The sequence below is a fragment of the Aquella oligotrophica genome, assembly GCF_002892535.1.
GTDB classification, from domain to species: domain Bacteria; phylum Pseudomonadota; class Gammaproteobacteria; order Burkholderiales; family UBA11063; genus Aquella; species Aquella oligotrophica.
In genome coordinates, this window is record NZ_CP024847.1 from 259,863 (window position 1) to 276,334 (window position 16,472).

Sequence of the window (16,472 nt, forward strand, 5' to 3'; positions counted from 1 at the left end):
GGATTTAAAATCTAGTAATTAATTGATTAAGTTTTATATCCAAGCAGTTTATTATCTGGTATTTTTTAGCTGAAGATAGATTAAGAGTAGTTTTCTGGTGGCTATCTTTATAAGATACCAAGCTTAGGGGACTTTCCCCTATTAAAGGTCTTTTAGATTGATAAAAAAATTTTTCTCTGTAACAAAGCCTGGAATCATATTTGGTAATGTTATTACAGTTGCTGGTGGTTTTTGTCTTGGAGCTAGAGGTACACATGACTTTGGTTTATTTCTAGCTACTTTAATTGGTATCGCATTAGTTATTGCTTCTGGTTGTGTTTTTAATAACTACATCGATCGCGATATTGATAGCATAATGGAAAGAACCCGTAATCGAGTTCTAGTAAAAGGCTTGATGTCAGGAACTACTGCGTTAATTTATGCAACTATACTTGGGTTTTTGGGCACATTATTATTATACTGGCAGACTAATCGATTAACTGTTATAGTTGCCTTGATTGGTTTATTTGTTTATGTTATAGTTTATAGCATGTGGTTCAAAAGGCATTCAATTTATGGCACATTGATAGGTAGTATTTCTGGTGCTGTTCCACCCGTAGTTGGTTACTGTGCTGCTACTAATCGCTTTGATCTTGGTGCTATAATACTTTTTGTAATTCTGAGTTTGTGGCAAATGCCTCATTCTTTTGCTATTGCAATTTTTAGACTCAAAGATTATACCGCGGCATCTATTTCAATTTTACCAGTTAAAAAAGGAATTGCTGCGACTAAAATACAAATGATTGCGTATACTGTAGCTTTTGCTATTGCCGTATGTGGTATGACAATTTTTGGTTATACCGGATTTAGTTATTTAATTATAGTTGGAGGTAGTGCTGCACTTTGGGTTAGATTAGCTTTTAAAGGTTTATCAGCTCAAGACGATAGAAAATGGGCAAGGAAAATGTTTCTTTATTCCATAATAATTATAATAATTTTCTCAGCTATGCTTGCTTTAGATGTAGTTCGCTAAATATTTGAAATCTATGCCACTGAACTCCCTTATCTTCCTGAATTAAGTATTATGAATCAGATAAATCATCAGAAATCATCGGGAAAGCTACTTAGTTTAGTTTTTCTAACTATATTTATTGATATGCTTGGGGTTGGGGTGTTAATCCCGGTTTTTCCACTTCTAATAATTCAAGGTTCAGAGTTTAATATTGTTCCAATAGGCTGGAGCAATGCACAGGCAATGATAATGGCGGGGTGGTTACTTGCCATCTATCCGCTAAGCCAATTTATTTTTACGCCCATTCTTGGACAGTTGTCTGATCACTATGGAAGACGTAAGCTTCTGGCATTATCAATTTTTGGTACTTCAATTTCCTATCTATTATTTGCTATTGCGATTCATAGCAAAAATCTGCCACTAATGTTTTTTTCGCGTTTTATAGACGGTGCGTCTGGTGGAAATATTTCAATTGCACAGGCAGTAATTGGTGATATTAGTAAGCCAGACAAAAGGGCTAGGAATTTTGGATTAATTGGAGTTTCCATCGGGATTGGCTTTGTGTTTGGTCCTTTTATTGGCGGGAAATTATCAGATCCTGAGCTTATTTCATGGTTTGGTGCAGCAACACCCTTTGAATTTACTACCTTATTAAGCTTTGTAAATGCCTTGTTGGTATTATACTTATTGCCAGAAACTCTGCAAATAAGGAATACAAGAACGATTGATTACCTACGTTCCATTCATAATATCATTGGGTTAAGTGCTAACCTACAGTTACGTAAGCTTATTTTTTCCTTATTCTTATTTAATGCTGGATTTACATTCTTTTCTTCTTTTTGGGGTGTTGTATTACAAGAAGTTTTTGAGTTTAAGCAGGGGCAAGTTGGAAATTACTTTGCCTATATCGGTGTTATGATAATTTTGGCACAAGGTGGACTAGTTAGGCGATTGTCTGGCAAAATTGCTGAATATAAGGTTTTGCCTATTGCCATGACTGGTATGGCTGCCTGTCTGTTTGTCAATTATATTATTCCATCAAATCAGCCAAATCTAATCTATTATGTGCCACCATTTATTGCGGTATGTGCTGCATTATGTAAGGCCTTTGGTTCGGCCTTGATTACTAAAGTTAGTGAGCCAGACAAACTTGGTGAGGCAATGGGAATAAATTCAAGTGCTAATGCTTTAGGGCAGGCAATTCCTTATTTGCTTGCTGGCTATGTCGCAGCCAGTCATGCTAGGCTACCAGTTTTGGTTGGGGCAATTCTGACTATTTTTGCCGCGCTATTCTTTTTTCTCCATTTTAAAAGCTTCAAGATAATTGAAGCCGTAGGCAAATAGAGTTTTTAATTATGCGTCTAAAACAGATTAGATTATCCGGTTTCAAATCTTTTGTCGATAATACTGCTATTGAAGTAGTAGGGCAATTGGTGGGAATAGTTGGACCTAATGGCTGTGGGAAATCAAATGTTATTGATGCTGTGCGTTGGGTACTGGGCGAATCTTCCGCAAAACAGCTACGTGGTGAATCGATGGCAGACGTTATTTTTAATGGTTCATTAAAAAGAAAGCCAGTTTCCAGGGCTAGTGTAGAATTAGTATTTGATAATACTTTAAAATCATTGAGTGGTCTTTGGAATACTTATGATGAGGTTGCTATTAAGCGGGTTATTTCTAGGCAGGGTGAATCAAGCTATCTGATAAATAATCAGCAGGTACGGCGTAAAGATATTACGGATCTATTTCTTGGAACTGGGGTTGGTAGTAAAGGTTATGCCGTTATTGAACAGGGAATGATTAGCCGAATTATTGAATCACGCCCCGAGGATATGCGTCTTTTTATTGAAGAGGCTGCGGGAGTGTCAAAATATCGTGAGCGGCGTAAAGAAACGGTTATGCGCCTTAATGATACGCGAGATAATTTACTGCGCCTAGAAGATATTCATGGTGAAATAATCAAACAGCTGGCAACGCTTAAAGAACAGGCTGAAATTGCAAAATTGTATCAGGAGCTTAATCAGGAGCTCAAACTCAAACAGGGATTGGTTTTGGCTGTGAAGGTTCGTGATGCAAAAAAAATCCAAGCCGAAGCCAGTCAATTTATCCAAAACTGTGAAGATGAGCTAAGAACGATTGGTTACCAGCTTGAAGAAGTAAATGAACAATTAACCCGCGAGCAGGAATTAAAGGTTACCAAGGAGCAGCATTTTCAAGATTTGATGCAAAGCTTTAATGAATATCGAACTCAGTTAGCTCGGGTAGAAGAGCGTTATAAACATTATACTGAGTTACTACAGCGTTTTGAAACTGAAACTGGTGATTTGAATGAGCGGCTTAATACTCTAGCTGAAGAAATTACTGAATATGGGTTACGAATTGAAGAAATAGATCTTACAATTGAAGATAAACAGCTTCAATTGAATGAAGAAGAAATAATTCGCGACCAGTTTCAAGAATCAGTATTTGCTGGTGAAGCTAGCTATCAGGAAATACAGGCTAAGAGCCAGATGCGACAATCAAAATTAAATCAATTAAAGCATGATTGTGATTTGCTTACTAATAGTTGCAGACATAAAGAGCAGCAGCATGCAAATTTGCTGACACGTAAACAGCGTCTTGTTGAAGAAACTAATACCTTAGATCTAGATCAAAATTATCATTTTATCAAGGAAGAAGTTGAACTCGTAAAGGAAGATCTCATCTCTTCTGAATTGAGTCTTGAAAAAGTAGCCGTTCTTCATGAAGAAATCAGTGGGAAATTACAGTTAATTCAGCAGGAGAAACAGTTACTAAGTAATCAGCAGTCTGCAACAGCGGCTAAAATTGACACATTGAATAAACTCATCCAGAAATCAATTCTTAATGATTCGGGCTTTGCCAGTGATGCCAGTGAGTTATGGCAAATGATTAAAGTAAGTGATGGGTATGAACTAGCTGTTGAAGTAGCCATTGCCTCGCTATTAAAAGCCAAAATTATTGAAAATATCCCATCAAAAGACGATATTGATCAACATAAAATAGCACTATGGTTTAAAGATAGCTCCATTAATGTAAAGATAAATCCAAAGAGCCTAAGTCAATACGTGGCAATCAAGGATCAGGGAATTTCTTCATTATATAGTTATTTAAACCAGTTTATTCTGATTGATAATATTGGAACAATTAGTACGTTAGAGGAAAATTATTTTTATATAACAAGGGATGGGCATTTATTTACTAGTTATTATGCAATCTATAATGCGAATAATGATAGTGACAATATTCTACTTCATCAGCAGGAGCTAGAAAGTTTGGCCCAACTTAATATTGGGTTTGAGCAGAAAATAGCCGAACTGGAAGAAGAAGTGCAGGAACTTATTCGGCGTGAAAATGGATTAAAAAACGATTCAAGCAGTTTGCAGGCTACAAATAGAAGATTGATGCAGAAGAAACATGATCTTGAGGTTGAGTTAACCAAGCAGGAGCAGATGTTTATCCAGAATCAGCGGCATCTTGAGCGCACAACAGAGGAAATTCAGCTTATTACCCAGGAAATTAACCATTTGACTAATGAGATTTCTGATTTGCAAATAAACCTAGAGGAAAAACGCCTAACTTTATCTGAGTATGAAGTCGAAAGTCAGAATATTGAGCTTGAGCGCTTGGAAAGTGAAACGGCTCATAAACTTGCAGAGAATAAACTTAATGATATAAATGGTAAAATTAATCAGTTGATTATTGACCTTCAAATGTTGCGCCAGCAAAAAAATCATAGTGAACAGATAAAAAAAGATAAAGAGTTACAACTTGCTGCTGTAAGATCAAATCTGGCAAAGTTGGCAGATGAGAAGGATAGTTTTAGTAATAGTACTGAAGCCGAGGAGATTAATGGGCTACAGCAAAATATTGCTGATATTGCAGGTAAGATGCAGAGTGTACAAGGGGAGCTAAATGAGCTTTCAAATAAAGTTGTGAGCTTGAAAAATAAAGCATCATCCCTAAATAGTAATTATCAGCGGAATCTGGAAAAAATTAACCAGACTAAATTCAAGCTTCAGGAACAACAAATTTTGTTATCTACCTATCGTGAAAGTTGTGAAGAACGCGGACTTAACGAAGATTTATTAGCAGAGCTGACAACTAATGCACCTAAGGAATTAAACAGTATTTTAGAGGAAACAAAAGCTCTTGAAGCTAGGATAGCAGGGTTGGGGTTAGTTAATCTGAAAGCGATTGAAGATCTTGAAGTTGCAAGTGTCAAGGAAGAAGAGTTAATTTTTCAGCTTGATGATTTACGTCAGGCAATAATTAATCTTGAAGCTGCAATAGAACATATTGATAATGAAACTAGAATTCTATTGCAAGCTACTTTTGATAAGCTAAATGCTGCAATACAGGTTTATTTCAAAGCGCTTTTTGGCGGTGGAAATGCTAAACTTGCTCTTACGGAGAAGGATATCCTGAATGCTGGAGTGCAAATTTTTGCCGAACCGCCGGGCAAAAAAAATTCTACCATTCATTTGCTTTCTGGCGGTGAAAAGGCATTAGCCGCAATGAGTTTTATCTTTGCTTTATTTAGCCTGAATCCGGCACCTTTCTGCCTTTTGGATGAAGTAGATGCTCCGTTAGATGATGCAAATACTTCCAGATTTTGTAATCTGGTAAAAGATCTTTCCGATAAGACTCAGTTTGTATATATTTCACATAACAGGTTAGCGATGGAAATGGCGGATCAATTAGTGGGAGTTACGATGCAGGAAAAAGGAGTGTCAACGGTCGTAAGTGTTAGCCTGATTGATGCTGTTAACCAGATTAATGCTGAGCAAAGTGCCTAGAATAGACTTTTTGGATTAAGGATATATTATATGCAGATAGAATTAACTACGAATTATAAAGGTAAGTGCCTGATTGCTGTTCCGGGTATGAGAGATGATGTGTTCTCGAATACAGTGGTTTACATAACAGAACATAATTCAGTAAGTGGTGCAATTGGTGTAATTATTAATAAGAGTCTTCCTGATAGTAAGCCTGCTGCAATATCAACCAATTTTGATTTTTCCAAATACACTAAAGAGTGGTCAAATATTCCGTTTTATTTTGGTGGTCCAGTAGAGTTGAGTAGCGGTTTTATCTTACATGATTCTGCTCCGGATGCCGATGAACTTGTTTTAACCGGAGATCGCCGCAAAATTCATCAACTGGCTAGTTCTGGTTCAGTAAAGCCTTGGATATTGACTGCCGGATACTGTCTTTGGGATAGCTTCCAGCTAGAGCGAGAAATTCGTCATAATAGCTGGCTGATTGTTGATAGCTCTCCGCAACATTTTTTCCAAGAAATACATCCACAAGATCGTTATCGTGAAGCATTAAAACTTGCAGGAGTTAGAAATATTGCTACTTTTGATTTTAGTGGTGCAGGAAATGCCTGATTTACCAAAAGAGTATAACATTCTAGCTTTTGACTACGGAAATGTTCGAATTGGCGTTGCAGTAGGTAATAGTTTGCTTAAAATTCCACATCCATTAATGACTATTGGTGGTGAAAGCTTGAACGCAAAAATTGCAGCGATTGAGCCAATTATTACTAAATGGCAGCCAGCGGTACTTGTAGTTGGCGTGCCTGAATTTAGCGATAATCCACAAAAAATACAGTTAATTAATACTATCAAAAATTTTGGTAAGCGTTTAGCGGCTAGATTTGATTTGCCAGTTAATTTAGTTAATGAGGATTATAGTTCAAGCCATGCCAGTAGTCTTTTAAACGAGCAAGGTATTCATGGTAAATCACAAAAAATCATGCTGGATCAATTAGCTGCTTGTTCTATTCTGGAGTCATTTTTTGCTAGCTATAACTGATTCCTTATATCCTACTACTGATTATAATGTAATCCTCTAAATTAAATAGGTTTAGATTACAGTCTTTTTTGCTATTAATAATGCCTTTACCAGTTCAATCAAATTGCCCAAAATAGTACTTAATAGTATTATCAAGCCACCAAAAATAATATTAGCAGTGATTTTCTCACCAGCCAACCAAGCACAAAAGGTAGCTGTGACAGATTCTAGACTAAAAATAATCGCTACTTTACTCGAGCCAACATATTTCTGATATTTTAATTGTAGAAATAACGGTAACGCAGTTGCAATCACCGCACAATAAATTGCGCCCCACCAAAATAACTGACTATGCGGAATAACTGTAATCTGTGTCCCTAGTACTCCCATCGGAACTAAAGTAGTAAAGATTATCTGATAAAATGTTAGTAGTTTGAGATTATTACTAACTAAACTAGCTTTTTCGGTAATTATAATCCCTATCGCAATACATAAAGCTGAAGCAATAACTAGCCAATCACCATCATCAAAATTACGGAAATCTGCACCACTAATCAGATAAATCCCAGCAAGGCAAACTCCGGCAGCCATTAGATCAATCAATCTTGGTCGCCCCATTGCAAAAAATGGTAATAAAAGAGGAACCATTACTACATTCATACCCGTGAGAAAAGCCGCACGAGCAGAATCAATATAAAGTAGAGACTGTGCCTGTAAAACAAAGGCACCACTATTCACTAAGCCAATTGCCAAGCCATAAAGGATATCAATTCGGCTAAATTGTCGTCTGCGCCATGCATCAATAAATGGCAATAGCATAACAATCGCAGCCAGCCAAAAACGCCATAATACGAATAAAGATGGACTATAGTTATAGACAATTTCATGGATTAAGGGGAAAGTGATTCCCCACATTACCGGAATTGTTAATAAAATGAAAAAAGCTTTGGTTTCTTGATTATTCACGCTAAATTATTTTAAATTAAAATGATTTTTTCTAAAGTACTCTAAAATCTCTGTAATATCATTCGCATACATTGCTGTGTAGCCATCAGGGCGAATCAAACAATAGTGTGCGTGTAACGGTAGCTGTTTAACGCTAACTATCTGGACATAAGAAGGTAACTGATCTTTACTATCATTAAGTGCCAATAATGTCCATTTATTACCCTGATATTCAGGATATTTTAATTGCCCTGATTTTCTTACTTGGTCATGCTTGACAAGCGGGCTATTTTCATAACAAATATTTGACTGTGAAAGACCATTTGCAACCTTACTGCGAACAATATCCCAATCTGCCAGATGATGGATACCAAAATTACGTAGTCGTTTTAGAATTGGATTAGTAGTTGTTGCCATAGTCGTTAATTTACCGGAGCGTTCAAGTACATCATGCCCAATTGCGCGCCTTTCAAGACTATAGCTATCAAGAAAAGTATCTGCCGCTTCCCCGCGCTTAACTTGCCCTAGTTTCCAAGCAAGGTTCCAAGTATCTTGTATCCCTGTATTCATGCCCTGCCCACCCATTGGCGAATGGGTATGAGAAGCATCACCCGTAATAAAAATTCTGCCATTCCGATAATTATCTGCAAGACACTCATGAATATAAAAGGCTGAACTCCAATCAACTCGCCCAATATTAATTTTTGGATAACGTTTAGCAACTATTTCTCGAAAAATATCCGGTTCACAGGTTTTCAGATGTTTATATTCTTCATCAGTGCTAATTTCCACAACCACCCGGATGCTATCACGCATTGGAATCATAAAAATCATGCCTTTATCATGAAATAAAATATTCACCGTTGAAGTACTGATTTCACCACTAACTTCAGCATCAACCATTAGAAAATGCAAAGGTAAATCATGACACGCACGAGTTAAACCACTTAAATCGCGTACTGAACTCCGATAACCATCACAGCCAACTACCCAGCGATAAGAAAATTCATCATCTTTCTCATTATGCTTGATAGCTACAGTCACACCTTCTGGAGATTGATTTATACTAGTAAGTTCATGTTCCCAATCAACGGTTATCCCATTTTTTGCTAGCTCTTCCAATAATAATTTCTCGGTATGCGCCTGAGGAAGTGCCAACATAAAATCATGTTTACTTTCAATCAGATCAAATTTAACCTGATTTAAAAGCTCACTATCACTATATAATGAAGTTCCATGAACCTTCAAACCTCGCTTGATTGCTTCATCAATAAAGCCAAGGCTTTCCCAGACTTCCATCGTTCGACAATTAACCCCAACTGCATTGGAGCTGGTTGTTGGTCCAGATTTTTTGTCAATTATTCTAAAAGATAAGCCTTGCTTTAGAAGACATAAACCAAGATTAAGCCCAACTGGACCTGCACCAACAATTAAAACATCTGGATTACTCATTTTTGATTCCTCTATAAATCATAGCCAATTAAGAAGTTTTTCGCTATTAATAAGTCGCAGATTAATTAATCCAACATTACTCGCTTCAAGCTTCAGATTAATCTCAAGGAGTTGTTCCTGACGGAAAAGACTAATCTTCACTACTTCACCAGAAGAATAAAATGCTAGTTGCCGCTCTAAATTGCTTAATTTAACATTATTAATAGCGATTAATAAATCTCCCGCCGCAAAGCCATTTTTCTCACCGCTAGCGTCTTTATAAACATTTTTTACTAGATAGCCATGAGCCTGTTTCTCCAGCTTCATTCCTAAATCAGCTTTAAAACTGCTGTTACTCTGTTCCAGTTTATCTTTAGTATATTTTCCACTATCTTGATGACTACCTGCCTGAAGTGAAATCAAGTCAAGACCATATTCAGCAAATATTTCTGCAAAAGGAATATCAGCTACCGTTTCCGTAGCTAAATGAATAAAATCACTTAAATCAATGCCTGTTGCAGCCTTAATCAAATGCGGAATCTCATTTTCACCAACGCCAATTGGATTAGCGCACCATTCTTTATATAAATGTAGCATGACATCATCAAGGCTATGGGCAGAATCTTTACGAATCAGCAGATCCAAACATAAAGCAACCAACGATCCTTTAACATAATAACTAACTATGCTATTGGGGCTATTTTCATCTTGTCGATAATATTTGATCCAGCTGGTAAGACTGCTATTAGCAAGACTCTGTAACTTAACCCCAGCAAATTTATACACATTATTAAGTGCATCAACAATCAATTGTAAATACTGTTCCTGTGTAATAACTCCAGTACGATAAAGAACTAAATCATCATAATATGACGTCACACCTTCAAACCACCAAAGTAGTTTGGTATAATTTTCCTGATCTAAATCATAAGGAGTAAATACCTTGGGCTTGATTCTTTTGACATTCCACGTGTGAAAAAACTCATGACTAATTAAGCCCATTAATTTATGATAATCAGTATCATTAGTTTTTGCTAGGTTAGGAAGCGCGTAATATGGTGCCATCAAGAGGGTTGAATTACGATGTTCAAGTCCAGTATAGATTTCACCACTAAGGTTTAAGATGAATGTATAGTCATCGTATGGAGCAACGCCACCAAACATTTTAATTTGAAATTCGCAAACTTTTGTCATATCTGTAATTATGCGCTCACGATCAAATTCGGGAATTACCCCGGAAAGTACCAAATAATGTGGAACTCCAGCGACATTGAAAGTAATTCTCTCAAATTTACCTAATTCAAATGGAGAATCAATCAATTCATCATAATTAGCAGCAACATAACTAGTATCAGCAATATTTTTAAGTCCAGTTGCAACTTGCCAATTAGCAGGTAATTCCTCAAAGGTTACTGTATGAGGAGATGCCTCATTTCCTGCAACAGCTAGACAAACACTGGTTGGATTAAAATAGCCACGATTAAAATCAAGAAATGCTGTTCTTATACCATACTCATAAGCATAAACCAGATACTCAAGCTCAACCAGAGAACCAATATTAAGACCAGTGATATTCCAAGTATTTTTATTTATCTGATTAACAACATGATTGGTATTAATAGGATTAACATTAATTATCTGCTTACTAAATTCTCTTACCATATAACTGCCGGGTATCCAAACTGGAAGTTTAAGTTCCTGATGTCCACTGGTAGCAGTGAAACTCAAGTGTACTTTATAGACATGATTATTTATCTGAGGAGTAATCCGATAGGTAATTGCCATGGTAGTTTCCTGAAATATTAGTAATTGATATTATAAATTTGGAGAATTTTGCTGATTTTGTACATCAAGATCGATGGGGACGTCATAACTAGCGGGAATAAAACCACCATCTGGATTTTTGCTACTTGCACACCCAGTCGTTAGTATTCCGTAAGTTATTAACATAGTAATCAATAAACATGACTTAATCATACCCATTACCTGTATAAAAAATGAATTATTTGAACTTTTATAAGTAACTACTACTTTCTTAAAAGCTTATTGGTATATTTTATCGTATTTTGAAGTCAGCTAATCACAATTAATTAAAAATCTAGCTTCATAAGGTTTAATAGCACAGTTTTTAATTAGCTGTTTGGAAGTACTATAGCATCAAATATTTGGGAGGGGGTTATTTCCTGTAAACAATTATAATGATTAAACTTACAGGTACGTTCAAAACATGGCGAACATTCCAGATCAAGTTTTATGATTTGAGCTTTATCTGATAAAGGCGGAGTAAATCCGGGTGAAGAAGAACCATAAATTGCAATAACAGGGACATTTACAGCACATGCTACATGCATTAGACCTGAATCATTACTTACTACAACTTTAGCCGCAGCAAGTAAGTCAATAACATCAACCAGATTGGTCTTGCCACATAAATCATGCAAATTGGCTTTTAGTTTAGCTTCTTCCATAATTTTTGCTGAGATATCAGCATCTTTTGCCGAACCCATTACCCACACCTGATAACCAGCTGTTTGTAGCAGATCAGCAAGGCTAGCAAAATGCTCAGTAGGCCAACGTTTTGCTGGACCATATTCGGCTGCTGGGCAAAGACAAATTACTGGTTTTTCAAGACCAAGTGCAAGTGACTTCAGAACATTAGCCTGATTATTTAAATCCGCTGTAAAGTTAGGATAGTCTATCTGTACTGGCTTTTGTCCATTATTTGCTAGAGCGCAGAAACGATCTATCATCAAGGGTAGCTTGGTTTTATCGAGCTTATAGGCGGTATTTAATAAACCATAACGCATTTCACCAATAAAGCCAATCCGCTCACTAATTCTAGCAAAAAAAGGAATTAATGCTGACTTTAAGGAATTAGGTAAAACATATGCTTGATCATAAGCAAAAGATGCTAATTGCCGCCCAAGTTGAAACCGCTTTAATAAGCCAAGTTCACCATGGGCAAATGGATTGCAATGTACCTGATTTACTTCAGGCATTCGTTTAACAACATCTTTTGCCCAAGAGTTTACCAAAACATCAATTACTGTCTCGTCTCCGTATTTAGACTTTAGCTGTTTAAGTAATGTCTGGCTCATTACCATATCGCCGACCCAAGAAGGCGCAATAATCAGTACTTTCAGCGGTTTTCGTGCCACAATTTTATTTTACTAATTTATATTTGGTTGAACAATAAGGGCAAATAATCTCTTGATTTGGTTCTTTTTCTATTTCAAGAAATACTCGCGGATGAGAATTCCAGCTAACCATATCCGGCATTGGACAATGTAATGGCAAATCTTTTTCCGCTATCTCGATATGTTTTTTTGTGTTTTCATGTAACATTTAATTATCCTCAAAATTTATGATAAAGCAGCTACTAGTTGCGGAACAACTTCAAATAAGTCAGCAACCAATCCATAATCTGAATACTCAAAAATCTGTGCGTTTGGATCAAGATTAATTGCTACTACAGTCTTAGAATCCTTCATCCCGGCAATATGCTGTACCGCGCCAGAAATACCAATTGCCAGATATAATGTCGGCGCAACTACTTTACCAGTTTGCCCAACCTGACAGTCATTCGGAGCATAACCTGCCTCAACAGCAGCTCGCGATGCACCAACAGCAGCGCCAAGTTTTAGCGCAAGAGTGTGTATTAAGTCATCAAAATTTTCTTTTGAACCAAGCGAGCGACCACCAGTTACAACTATTTTGGCATGAGCCAAATCAATAGTATCACTATGAATTATATCCTGACTAATGAAACTAGTTGTAGGATTAATTTCGACTAAACCCGATTTTTCTTCAATACTCGCACCCGCTCCTGTTTCAGTATATTTAGCAAAGCTTGTTGTCCGAATTGTAAGTAATTTTATATCTTCAAATGACTCAACTTCAGCTACAACATTCCCTGCATACATTGGGCGTTTAAACATATTTGGTGAAATAATGCCGATAACCTCACTGATCTGGCTTAATTCAAGAATCCCGGCAATCCTCGGCAATAAATCTTTACCTGCACTATCAGCAGCAGTTAAAACATGTGTATAAGACTTAATAATCTGAGCTAATGATTTTGCCAAAAATGCTGATTGCATCTGCTCTACTGAGACATCGGAAAGATGAATAATTTTTGCGATACAGGCAAGACTTGCTATTTCAGTAATATCCGCTTTACCAATGATTAACACATCTACTTTAGTGTTTAAATTAGTCGCAGCACCTAAAACATTTAAAATACTATCACTAAGCTGATTAGCCGTCGCATGACCTATGACTAAAACCCTCATTTACGCCTCCTGCCCAGCTTTTATTACATTTATCAATTCATCGATAGAAGCTAGCTGTTTACATTGTTTCTTGACTTCACCATCATATACTTTAATTAGACGACTACGACGGGTAAGTTCTAAGCCAAGCTCTGTCACTGCAACTTTTTCGATTGGCTTTTTCTTAGCCTGCATAAGTTGTGGTAATTTGATGAATCGTGGTTCATTTAAGTATAAGTCGGCACTTACTACCGCAGGTAGATTAACCTTAACAGTTTCAGTACCACCATCAACTTCACGGCGGATTACTAGTGCATTATCCGCTATTTCAACTTTAGATGCAAAGGTTGCTTGTGGTAAATCAAGCATCCCAGCAAGCATCTGTGTAACCTGATTCGCATCATCATCAATTGCCTGCTTACCAAGCATGATAAGATTTGGCTGCTCTTTCTGATAAATTGCTTTTAATATCTTAGCAATATTAACTGGCTCATAATTTTCAGCCGTTTCAACCAAAATTGCTCGATCGCAACCGCGCGCAAGTGCCGTTCTTAAGGTATCTTCACATTTAAGAGAACCAATTGAAACTGCGATAATTTCACTTGCCTTGCCCGCTTCTTTCATTTTAACAGCTTCTTCAATCGCATTTTCGTCAAATGGGTTTAGTGACATCTTGCTATGTTCAATATCTACATCACTATGATCAGCTTTGACTCGAACCTTTACATTCGGATCAACCACTCGCTTTGCGCATACTAATATCTTCATCAATAATCCTTCTAATTTGTCGTAAGCTTGAGGGCTATTTCTGCCAAATGTTTGCCTTGGGCAAACGCAAGCTTACTTTCTTCTTCACTTAACTGTAAATCTGAATTAATCCCAGCAAGATGACTTACTCCATACGGAGTACCTCCAGTTTTGGTTGTCAATAGTTCCTGATTTGAGTATGGTAAGCCCACAATAATCATCCCATGATGCATTAGCGGAATCATCATTGATAATAAGCAAGCTTCCTGCCCACCATGTAGCGAACTACTAGAAGTAAAAACACAAGCTGGTTTACCAGATAATACACCAGCAAGCCATTCAGGAGACGTCCCATCCCAGAAATGTTTCATATTAGCAGACATATTACCAAAACGAACCGGAGAACCAAGAGCTAGACCGATACATTCCTGCAAATCTTTATTTTCGACATATGGATGACCAGACTCAGGAATCTCATCGGCAACCTTCTCACAAACTCTTGATACTGCCGGGACAGTGCGGATTCTGGCACTAATCCCAGCTACACTCTCGATACCACGTGCAATTAGTGTTGCAAGTTGTTTTGTTGCCCCGTAACGGCTATAATATAAGACCAAAATCTCTTTATTCATACTAATTTCTATTAATTTACTTGCCAACTTAGTGACAGTTGAGTTACAATATTAAGATCGTTATTATACCAAAAAATTGAATGCTTTCAGCTTATATAACTGAAAGCCAGCAATGAGATGTATTTATTTACTTATGAAAAAACTTGCCTTATACCTTATGTTTGCTGGTTGTGGATTTGTTCAGGTAAATGCAGATGATGCACTAACACAAGATCAGCTACAGCAACAAAATAATCTTTCCGCACGGAATGAAGCCAATCTATGGGATCGGATGCGTGATGGTTTTAAATTAGATCACACCGAAACTAAGGAGGTAAAATACTGGGAGAAACGTTATGGTAGCCCTAAATATTTCAATATAATCATGCAGAATGCAGCACCCTATCTTTATTTCGTTGTTAGTGAAATGGAGCGGCGTGGTGTTCCTACCGAGTTGGCGTTAATACCTATTGTCGAAAGTACCTATAACCCACAGGCAGTATCTCCAGCGGCGATCTCAACAGGTATGTGGCAGTTTGTATCTAGCTCAGGAAAACGCTTTGGTATGACCCAAAACTCCGATATTGATGAGCGCAAAGATATTGTTAAATCAACACGGGCCGCGATTACTTATCTAATCTATCTACACGATATGTTTGGTAGTTGGGAATTGGCTATTGCTGCTTATAACTGGGGTGAAGGGAATATTTATAATGCCATGACCAGTAGTGGTAGCAAAAACTTCTATGATCTTGATGTCCGCGATGTAACGAGACAATACGTGCCAAAAGTAATTGCTTTAGCAAACATTATTCAGAATCCAGATAAGTTTGGCATTAAATTAACCAATCTAAACAACTCCCCTTACTTTGGGATTATCCAGCCACCAGTACCAACCTCATTAAATGATATTATCTCGACGGCAAGTGTTTCACCCGATCAATTTAAAAAACTTAATCCGCAATTTGCCTCCAATAGCTATGTAGCAAATCAAAGTCAACGTGTGTTATTACCTTTAAATAATCAGAATACTTATCTAGCAAGCATTGGGAAAAATCCGCAACAGTCAGTTGTTCCACCAGTAGTAGATGATAATGCGGCACAAATGGCAGCAATTGATTTAAATCAAGCACCTGCAAATAATATAAACGCTACTCCTTCACAGCCAGATGGTATAAATCAGCTCGCAAATAACTTTAGCGACAATAGCACCACATCAGCAGCTACAAATACTACCGTAAATAATAGTACAACTGCCGCAGTAGGAGCAACTACTACTGCTACTGTTGCCATTAGCAATAACGACAATAGCAAATCAAATACTTCTACCATTAAAGAACCTCAAGTACAAATCAATGATTTATTAAATGATAACAATCAAATGAACACGGTAAAAGTTGCCAATACAGCAGTTGCCGCAGGAGAAACTAATAACTCTAACTTTATTAATTATACCGTTGTCTCAGGAGATACACTATATTCAATTGCTAGGAAATTTTCAATACCTGTAGAAAATATAAAGTCTGATAATCAGTTAACCGATAACACTGTAAAGCTTAATCAGGTACTTAAGATTCGTAGTAGTCAACCACAAATGAAGTCGTAGTACTTTGAGCTTCTTTCAGATCGTTGGAGGTATAATTATTAGAATAGAGCCTT

General features: G+C 36.9%; 15 protein-coding genes. 6 read left to right on the forward strand and 9 right to left on the reverse strand.

Translation table 11 applies throughout. From position 1 onward, the window contains the following. Positions 1-157 precede the first annotated feature (157 nt). From cyoE to ruvX, 5 genes are read left to right on the forward strand one after another with little or no spacing between them, the layout of a single operon-like run. Positions 158-1,012 (forward strand): heme o synthase, encoded by an 855-nt coding sequence (gene cyoE, locus CUN60_RS01220; protein ID WP_102950280.1) that lies wholly within the window; start codon positions 158-160, stop codon positions 1,010-1,012. A 51-nt stretch (positions 1,013-1,063) separates the two neighbouring features. Beyond that, the gene (locus tag CUN60_RS01225) at positions 1,064-2,335 is read left to right on the forward strand and encodes an MFS transporter (protein ID WP_102950281.1); all 1,272 of its coding nucleotides are present in this window, start codon (positions 1,064-1,066) and stop codon (positions 2,333-2,335) included. Positions 2,336-2,346: 11 nt separating this feature from the next. Then, positions 2,347-5,808, forward strand: a complete 3,462-nt coding sequence (gene smc, locus CUN60_RS01230; RefSeq protein WP_102950282.1) for a chromosome segregation protein SMC — start codon at positions 2,347-2,349, stop codon at positions 5,806-5,808. Between the two features lie 30 nt (positions 5,809-5,838). Further along, entirely contained in the window at positions 5,839-6,402 is a 564-nt protein-coding gene (locus CUN60_RS01235; protein WP_102950283.1) for a YqgE/AlgH family protein, read from the forward strand. Then, on the forward strand, positions 6,395-6,829 hold the full coding sequence (ruvX, locus tag CUN60_RS01240) for a Holliday junction resolvase RuvX (protein WP_102950284.1): 435 nt from the start codon (positions 6,395-6,397) through the stop codon (positions 6,827-6,829). Before CUN60_RS01235 ends, ruvX begins: the two co-directional genes overlap by 8 nt. A gap of 51 nt (positions 6,830-6,880) precedes the next feature. On the opposite strand, the gene CUN60_RS01245 is transcribed toward ruvX, so the two are convergent. The 9 genes from CUN60_RS01245 to wrbA all read right to left on the reverse strand — a co-directional run bounded on the left by CUN60_RS01245 (position 6,881) and on the right by wrbA (position 14,834). Further along, positions 6,881-7,774: a DMT family transporter gene (locus CUN60_RS01245; protein WP_102950285.1), complete on the reverse strand. Its 894-nt coding sequence runs from the start codon at positions 7,772-7,774 to the stop codon at positions 6,881-6,883. A gap of 6 nt (positions 7,775-7,780) precedes the next feature. After that, on the reverse strand, positions 7,781-9,205 hold the full coding sequence (locus CUN60_RS01250; RefSeq protein WP_102950286.1) for an FAD-dependent monooxygenase: 1,425 nt from the start codon (positions 9,203-9,205) through the stop codon (positions 7,781-7,783). An 18-nt stretch (positions 9,206-9,223) separates the two neighbouring features. Continuing rightward, entirely contained in the window at positions 9,224-10,969 is a 1,746-nt protein-coding gene (locus CUN60_RS01255; RefSeq protein ID WP_102950287.1) for a M61 family metallopeptidase, read from the reverse strand. Between the two features lie 30 nt (positions 10,970-10,999). Then, positions 11,000-11,161: a hypothetical protein gene (locus CUN60_RS12830; protein WP_158649232.1), complete on the reverse strand. Its 162-nt coding sequence runs from the start codon at positions 11,159-11,161 to the stop codon at positions 11,000-11,002. Between the two features lie 155 nt (positions 11,162-11,316). Next, positions 11,317-12,342, reverse strand: a complete 1,026-nt coding sequence (gene waaF / locus CUN60_RS01260; RefSeq protein ID WP_245866359.1) for a lipopolysaccharide heptosyltransferase II — start codon at positions 12,340-12,342, stop codon at positions 11,317-11,319. A gap of 4 nt (positions 12,343-12,346) precedes the next feature. Next, on the reverse strand, positions 12,347-12,529 hold the full coding sequence (locus CUN60_RS01265) for a zinc-finger domain-containing protein (RefSeq protein ID WP_102950288.1): 183 nt from the start codon (positions 12,527-12,529) through the stop codon (positions 12,347-12,349). Positions 12,530-12,546: 17 nt separating this feature from the next. Then, positions 12,547-13,476, reverse strand: coding sequence for an electron transfer flavoprotein subunit alpha/FixB family protein (locus CUN60_RS01270; protein ID WP_102950289.1), 930 nt, complete (start codon positions 13,474-13,476; stop codon positions 12,547-12,549). Then, positions 13,477-14,223 carry an electron transfer flavoprotein subunit beta/FixA family protein gene (locus tag CUN60_RS01275; protein WP_102950290.1) on the reverse strand — a complete coding sequence of 249 codons (747 nt, stop codon included), beginning with the start codon at positions 14,221-14,223 and terminating at the stop codon, positions 13,477-13,479. 11 nt (positions 14,224-14,234) lie between these two features. Further along, on the reverse strand, positions 14,235-14,834 hold the full coding sequence (gene wrbA, locus CUN60_RS01280) for an NAD(P)H:quinone oxidoreductase (RefSeq protein WP_102950291.1): 600 nt from the start codon (positions 14,832-14,834) through the stop codon (positions 14,235-14,237). Positions 14,835-14,967: 133 nt separating this feature from the next. Between wrbA and CUN60_RS01285 the strand changes: the two genes are divergently transcribed. Next, a complete protein-coding gene (locus CUN60_RS01285) occupies positions 14,968-16,419 on the forward strand; it encodes a lytic transglycosylase domain-containing protein (RefSeq protein WP_158649233.1) in 1,452 nt (483 codons plus the stop codon). Positions 16,420-16,472: the final 53 nt, after the last annotated feature.